Annotated in this window: 7 protein-coding genes; 5 read left to right on the plus strand and 2 right to left on the minus strand. The window is 70.0% G+C overall.

Features of this window, described 5'->3' with window-relative positions; all coding sequences use genetic code 11:
* The 5 genes from AC1D1T_RS28650 to AC1D1T_RS28670 all read left to right on the plus strand — a co-directional run.
* Positions 1–1,617, plus strand: a 1,617-nt coding sequence (locus AC1D1T_RS28650; protein ID WP_477992964.1) for a DUF1800 domain-containing protein, incomplete at its 5' end; no start/stop codon positions are given.
* 10 nt (positions 1,618–1,627) lie between these two features.
* Positions 1,628–3,073, plus strand: coding sequence for a DUF1501 domain-containing protein (locus AC1D1T_RS28655; RefSeq protein ID WP_047501764.1), 1,446 nt, complete (start codon positions 1,628–1,630; stop codon positions 3,071–3,073).
* Positions 3,074–3,169: 96 nt separating this feature from the next.
* Entirely contained in the window at positions 3,170–4,645 is a 1,476-nt protein-coding gene (locus AC1D1T_RS28660; RefSeq protein ID WP_477839424.1) for a sensor histidine kinase, read from the plus strand.
* Positions 4,642–5,064, plus strand: a complete 423-nt coding sequence (locus tag AC1D1T_RS28665) for a hypothetical protein (protein ID WP_477824747.1) — start codon at positions 4,642–4,644, stop codon at positions 5,062–5,064. The genes AC1D1T_RS28660 and AC1D1T_RS28665 overlap by 4 nt, the downstream gene beginning before the upstream one ends.
* Positions 5,061–5,873 (plus strand): LytR/AlgR family response regulator transcription factor, encoded by an 813-nt coding sequence (locus AC1D1T_RS28670; protein ID WP_047501768.1) that lies wholly within the window; start codon positions 5,061–5,063, stop codon positions 5,871–5,873. Before AC1D1T_RS28665 ends, AC1D1T_RS28670 begins: the two co-directional genes overlap by 4 nt.
* 6 nt (positions 5,874–5,879) lie before the next feature.
* Here the strand turns inward: AC1D1T_RS28670 and AC1D1T_RS28675 are convergent, their stop codons facing one another.
* Together AC1D1T_RS28675 and AC1D1T_RS28680 are read right to left on the minus strand one after the other, a co-directional pair.
* On the minus strand, positions 5,880–6,485 hold the full coding sequence (locus AC1D1T_RS28675) for a DUF4337 domain-containing protein (RefSeq protein WP_477824748.1): 606 nt from the start codon (positions 6,483–6,485) through the stop codon (positions 5,880–5,882).
* Positions 6,485–6,646: a lysoplasmalogenase family protein gene (locus tag AC1D1T_RS28680; protein ID WP_477992965.1), complete on the minus strand. Its 162-nt coding sequence runs from the start codon at positions 6,644–6,646 to the stop codon at positions 6,485–6,487. Before AC1D1T_RS28680 ends, AC1D1T_RS28675 begins: the two co-directional genes overlap by 1 nt.
* Positions 6,647–6,649 lie beyond the last annotated feature (3 nt).

The following is a 6,649-nucleotide window of genomic DNA, read 5'->3' on the forward strand; positions in this document are numbered from 1 at the left end:
CCCGCCCCCACCGCCCCGGCCACCGCCACTCAGCGCGACGCCGTCCGCCTCGCCGACCAGGCCAGCTTCGGCCCGAGCGAGGCCCTCGTCACCGACATCAAGTCCAAGGGCGCCGCCGCCTGGATCACCGCGCAGATGGCGCTCAACAGCTCGCGCTACACCAGCGGCAAGACCGGCGAGATCCACCAGAACACCAGCGCCACCGACTTCTGCGAGCTGCCGGCCCACGTCAACGAGCCCGACTGCTGGCGCGACTGGTTCTCGACCGAGCCGCTGCTGTGGGATTTCTACCGCAACGCGGTGAAGCAGCCCGACCAGCTGCGCCAGCGCGTCGCGTTCGCGCTGCAGCAGGTCGTCGTCGTCAACAGCCTCGAGGTCAGCGGCAACTACGGCTTCCGCGTCTACTACAACAACCTGCTCGACAACGCGTTCGGCAACTACCGCGACGTGCTCAAGAAGGTGACGCTGTCGCCGGTGATGGGCGACTTCCTGAACAACGCGAACAACGACAAGGCCGCGCCGAACGAGAACTACGCGCGCGAGCTGCTGCAGCTGTTCTCGATCGGCACCTGCGAGCTGAACACCGACGGTTCGCTGAAGACCGGCAAGTGCGTGCCGACCTACAGCAACGACACCGTGCGCGCCTATGCCTTCGCGCTGACCGGCTGGACCTACCCGGCCGGCGGCGCCACCTCGTACGGCTGCTACCCGACCGGCATGAACTGCCGCTACTACGGCGGCGACATGATCGCGGTCGACAAGTTCCACGACACCACCGCGCGCGACCTGCTGGGCGGCGCCCAGCTCGCGGCCGGCACCAAGGCCCCGGCCGCGCTCGAGACCGTGCTCGACAGCCTGATGGCACATCCCAACACCGCGCCCTTCATCGGCAAGCAGCTGATCCAGCAGCTTGTCACCAGCAACCCGACGCCGCAGTACGTGGCCCGCGTGTCGGCCGCGTTCAGCAGCGGCAAGTACACGTACTTCGACAAGAGCTGGGGCAGCGGCAGGAACGGCGACCTGGCCGCCACCGTCGCGGCCGTGCTGCTCGACAGCGAGGCGCGTGCCGAGACCGCCACGCGCAACAGCGGCAAGCTGCGCGAGCCCACGCTGATGTTCACCGGCACGCTGCGCGCGCTGAACGGCAACACCGACGGCGACTCGCTGAGCTGGTGGTGGGGCGACAGCCTGCGCCAGCACGTGTTCCGCCCGCCCTCGGTCTTCAACTACTACCCGCCCGACTACCCGGTGCCCGGCACCACGCTGGTCGGCCCGGCCTTCGGCATCCACAACGCCAACTCGGCGCTGGAGCGGCTCAACTTCCTGACCTACCTGTTCGACTGGGGCGGCACCAAGCCGGCCGACAGCGGTGCACCGAACCCGGTGGGCACGCTGGTGGACCTCTCGGCCTTCACCGCCGACGCGACCGATGCCGCCAAGCTGGTCGACCGGCTGTCGATGCTGGCGATCGGCCAGGCGCTGCCGGCCGGGCCGCGCACCGACGTGATCGCCGCGGTGTCGGTCTCGGGCTCCAGCACCGACGCGCAGAAGCTCAACCGCGTGAAGATGGCCGCCTACCTCGTGTTCGGCTCGCCCAATTACCAAGTGCAGCGCTGAGGAGCCCGACATGACACACCCCACCCACGCTCCCGCTTCGATGGACCGCCGCCGCTGGCTGCTCGGCTCCGGCGCCACGCTGGCCGGCGCGCTCGGCACCGGCACGCTGTCCAACCTGCTGCTCGGCGCCCGCCCGGCGTACGCGGCCGACTACAAGGCGCTGGTCTGCCTCTTCATGTACGGCGGCAACGACGGCTTCAACACCATCGTGCCGACCGACACCCGCTACGACCAGTACGCGGCCGTGCGCAAGGGCCTCGCGATCCCGAAGGCCAACCTCGTGAACCTGGCCGGCATCAACTACGGGCTGCACCCGTCGCTCGCGGCGCTGTCCACCGCCTGGGCCGACGGCAAGCTCGCGCCGGTGCTGAACCTCGGCACGCTGAACTCGCCGCTCACGAAGGACCAGTACCGTGCCGCCGCTGCCAGCTCCGACCTGCTGCCCGACAACCTGTTCTCGCACTCCGACCAGCAGATCCTGTGGGAGACCGGCACCTCCGACTCGCTGACCCGCACCGGCTGGGGCGGCCGGGCGTCCGAGGCGCTGGGCACCGCGAACCCGGTGATCTCGGTCGCCGGCTCGACGCGCTTCGGCCTGTCGTCGGCCCAGACCCCGCTGGTGCTGCCCGACCCGGGCGCCACGTTCGGCGCCTACAACCTGCAGCCGAAGGACCTGACCAACAACGCGTCGAACACGGCGCGCAAGAAGGCGATCGATGCGCTGTACGCGCAGGCGCAGGATGCCGCGCTCGCCGATGCCTATGCGGCGGCGCAGCGCAACGCCTTCGCCGTGTCGGACCGGCTCGCCGCGACCGTGGCGGTGACGCCCGGCGGCACCGGCGCGCTGGCGGCGATCGACAGCGCGTTCGCGCCGCTGATCTCCGGCAGCACGCTGAAGACGGGGCTGGCCAAGCAGCTCTACCAGGTGGCCAAGCTGATCGCCGCCAACGGCACGGTGCAGGGCAACCGGCAGATCTTCTTCGCGTCGATCGACAGCTTCGACACGCATGCCAACCAGGTCACCGGCGGGCCGACCACCGGCGCCCACGCCGACCTGCTGAAGGAAGTCGGCGACGCGCTGGGCGCGTTCTACGCCGCGATGAAGAACCTCGGCATGGCGGATGCCGTGACGGCCTTCACGCAAAGCGACTTCGGCCGCACCTTCACGCCGAACAACAGCAACGGCACCGACCACGCCTGGGGCAGCAACCACCTGGTGGTGGGCGGCGCGGTGAAGGGCGGCACCAGCTACGGCAGCTTCCCGACGCTGACGCTGGGCGGGCCGGACGACGTCGGCAAGGACAGCTGGGAGCTGCAGGGCCGCTGGATCCCGACCACCTCGGTCGACCAGTACGCGGCCACGATGCTCGGCTGGTTCGGCGCCACCGACACGCAGCTCGCGACCGTGCTGCCGAACCTGAAGAACTTCGCGACGAAGAAGCTCGGCTTCCTGTAGCCGCTCTGTCGCGGATGGCTGCAGCCTGTCCGGCCGATCGGCCGGACCGTCGCCCGGCTGTCGCGCCGCCCCCGTGCCGCCGCTTACAGTGGCTGCATGGTCTCGACTCCCACCCCGCCCGCCGCCCCCGGCTTCACCGGCTCGATGCTGCCGGCCGCCCGCCGCGCCTTCAGCGCCTACGCCCGCTGGCTGGACAGCATCAGCTGGAAGCGCTTCATCCTGCTGTCGGTGCTGGCGCTGATCGCCGCCGGTATCCTGTCCGACCTGCCGCCGTTCAACCTGCGCTGGACCGACGACCGCGTCGTCGTGAAGGGCCCGAAGAAGCGCAAGGCGCCGGCGGTCACGGCACCCGCCGCACCGGCCACGCCCGCCAGCGCCGCGTCGGCCGAGCCGGCCAAGCGCGCCAACGTGACCATCGCCGGCAAGCCGTTCGAGGTCACGATCGACGACAAGGGCGTGCGCATCGGGCCGCTGGAGATCGATGACAAGGGCGTGCGTGCCGGCGGCGTGACGATCGACGATCGCGGCGTGCGCATCGGCCCGGCGGCGCCGGCCGCGTCGGCCGCCGCATCGGCCGCTGCCGGCATCACGATCTCGGTGCCGGCCATCGAGGTCAAGCTGCCGAAGAACGCCGACACCGAGGAGGTGCGTGCCGCGGTCGAGGAGGCCAAGGCCGACATCCAGCGGGCGATCGCCGATGCGCAGGAGGCCGCGGCCGACGCCCAGCGCGAGGCCGCCGACCGCGTGCTCGAGAAGATGGCGGCCGACGACGAGATGGACACCGTCACGATCAAGGGCTTCCGCCCCGGCGACCACCTGCCCGGCTTCACCTTCCTGCTGATCTTCATCTCGATGGTGATCAAGATCATGGCCGCCGGCCGCTTCAAGGCCGAGGCGCAGGCAGTGGTCGCCACCGAGATGGCCGAGTCCGAGGCGCTGAAGCGCCAGGTGATCGAGGCCCGCATGGCCGCGATGCAGGCGCAGGTCGAGCCGCACTTCCTGTTCAACACGCTGGCGAGCATCGACCACCTGATCGAGACCGACCCGCCGCGCGCCAGCAAGATGCAGAAGAACCTGATCGCGCTGCTGCGCGCCAGCATGCCGACGATGCGCGAGGCCAATGCGCAGGCCACGCGCGACCTGGGCCGCGAGCTCGCGGTGATCCGGCCCTACCTGGAGATCCTGAAGGTGCGGATGGAAGAGCGCCTGCAGACCGAGGTGCGCGTGAGCGACGGCCTGCTGTCGGCCGAGTTCCCGCCGATGATGCTGCAGAGCCTGGTCGAGAACGCGATCAAGCACGGGCTGGAACCGAAGGCCGAGGGCGGCGCGCTGACGGTGGCCGCCGAGATCGTGCACGGCAAGCTCGCGGTGTCGGTGGCCGACACCGGCCTCGGCTTCGGCAAGGCCGCGACCGCCGGCACCGGCATCGGCCTCGCGAACATCCGCGAACGCCTGCAGCTGCTGTACGGCAGCGCGGCCAGCCTGACCGTGTCCGAGAACCCCGGTGGCGGCACGCGGGTGACGATCACCGTGCCCTACCGCGCCAAGACCTCCGAAGGAGCCCCTGCATGAAACGCATCCTCAAGCTCTTCCTGTGCCTCGGCCTCAGCGCCCTCGTGATGGCCGGCCTCGCCGCGGCAGCGCTGATCCACAGCCTGCCGGCCGACGGCATCCACGTGAGCATCGACGGCGAGTCGTGGATGCTGCCGTCGCTGCAGGCCGGCCAGTGGCTGGTGATCACCGCCTGCCTGCTGGTGGCCGCGCTGGTGGTGGCGATCGTCGTGCCGTTCACGCTGATGGTGGGCCTGGGCGTGCCGCTGCTGTTCGCCGCGCTGGCCGTCGGCATCGCCGTCGCGGTGGCGCTGATCGCCGCCGGGCTGCTGCTGTCGCCGGTGCTGCTGGTGGCCGGGCTGCTGTGGCTGGTGTGGCGCGTGCTGGAGCGCAAGCCGAAGGCCCCGCAAGCCTCAGCTGAGGCTACGATCCAGGCATGAACATCCGAGCTGTGATTGCCGACGACGAGCGGCTGATGCGCGAGCAGCTTCGCGCGCGACTCGCCGAGGTGTGGCCCGAACTGGAGATCGTCGCCGAGGCGAAGAACGGGATCGAGGCGGTGGAGCTGACCACGCAGCACCGGCCCGACCTGGTCTTCCTCGACATCCGGATGCCGGGCATGACCGGTGTCGAGGCGGCGCGCCAGATCGGCCAGCTGGCGGCCGGCGACGATGATTGGGACGGCTGCGAGATCGTCTTCATCACCGCCTACGACCAGTATGCGGTCGAGGCCTTCGAGCAGGGCGTCGTCGATTACGTGCTGAAGCCGGCCGAGCGCGAGCGGCTCGCGCTGACGGTGGAGCGCATCCGCAAGCGGCTTGCGCAGCGCGCGGCGTCGAACGAGGCGCCGCCGGTGGCCGGCCCCGACATGCAGCAGCTGCTGCAGAAGCTCGCGCAGCAGCTGAACCCGGGCAGCGCGCCGCAGCGGCTGCGCTGGATCCAGGCGACGGTCGGGCAGAGCATCCAGATGATCCCGGTCGACGACGTGCTGTTCTTCATCTCCGACGAGAAGTACACGCGGGTGCAGACGGCGACGATCGAGGCGCTGATCCGCAAGCCGATCAAGGAGCTGCTGGACGAGCTGGACCCGAACCAGTTCTGGCAGATCCACCGCTCGACGCTCGTCAACACGCAGGCGATCTCGGGCGTGACGCGCGACCTGCGCGGGCGTCAGCTGGTGAGCGTCAAGGGGCACAACGAGAAGCTGGAGGTGTCGCGCAGCTTCACCGGCCTGTTCAAGGGGATGTAGCTGCCTTCAGCTGAGCAGCCTGACCAATGCATCCGGATGGATGCCCAGGCCGCCCAGCCCCGCGACGCCCATCAGCACGCCGAAGCCCATCGGCACCCAGGTGAGCCAGTACAGCCACCACAGCTGCGTCAGCGCGGTCACCGCCAGCAGCGCGATCGCGATGGCGAGCGCCGCGTCCGACAGGTCGAACTGGTCATCGCGGAAGTTCAGCGCGTCGTAGGTCTTCTGGTCCTGCTCGGCCTGGGCCTTGACCTCGAGCTTCTTCTTCGCCTGGTCGGCCGCGATCGCGGCGTAGCGGGCGATCTCGGTGTCGTAGGCCGCGGCCTGCGCGCCGCTGCGCTCGGCGCGTGCGAGCCGCAGCTGGGTCAGCGTCGCATCGGCCACCTCCTGCCGCACGTTGCGGGCCTGGTAGTAGGACCAATGGTCCAGCTTGTCGGCCTGCGCCTGCTGCATGGCCTGCACGATGTTGTCGTCCTTGACCTTGCAGATGCCCATGAAGGTCGCGAGGATCGCGACGCTCACCGCCACCACCGCATTCAGCCGCGCATTGCGCTTCGCCACGGAGGAGGCCTCCTGCAGCGACTCCACGGACTGCATCGGGTCCACGTCCATCAGGTCGTCTCCATCGGTTCGCCGCGGCGCATCGAGGCCGCCATCAGGAACTGCGCCGCCCAGTAGGTCGCGAGGATCAGCAGCGCTGCCAGCGGCAGCGGCGGCCCGAAGCGGTCGGTGGCCAGCAAGGCGTCGGAGACGACGAACAGCGCGGCGCCCACGGC

The sequence above is a fragment of the Rhizobacter sp. P2_H3 genome, from assembly GCF_056403355.1.

What these genes read in the sequence shown, in the direction of transcription:
- AC1D1T_RS28670 (WP_047501768.1), top strand. Translation starts at nt 5,061, where the DNA reads ATGAACATCCGAGCTGTGATTGCCGACGACGAGCGGCTGATGCGCGAG.
- AC1D1T_RS28665 (WP_477824747.1), top strand. Translation starts at nt 4,642, where the DNA reads ATGAAACGCATCCTCAAGCTCTTCCTGTGCCTCGGCCTCAGCGCCCTC.
- AC1D1T_RS28660 (WP_477839424.1), top strand. Translation starts at nt 3,170, where the DNA reads ATGGTCTCGACTCCCACCCCGCCCGCCGCCCCCGGCTTCACCGGCTCG.
- AC1D1T_RS28655 (WP_047501764.1), top strand. Translation starts at nt 1,628, where the DNA reads ATGACACACCCCACCCACGCTCCCGCTTCGATGGACCGCCGCCGCTGG.
- AC1D1T_RS28675 (WP_477824748.1), bottom strand. Translation starts at nt 6,485, where the DNA reads ATGGACGTGGACCCGATGCAGTCCGTGGAGTCGCTGCAGGAGGCCTCC.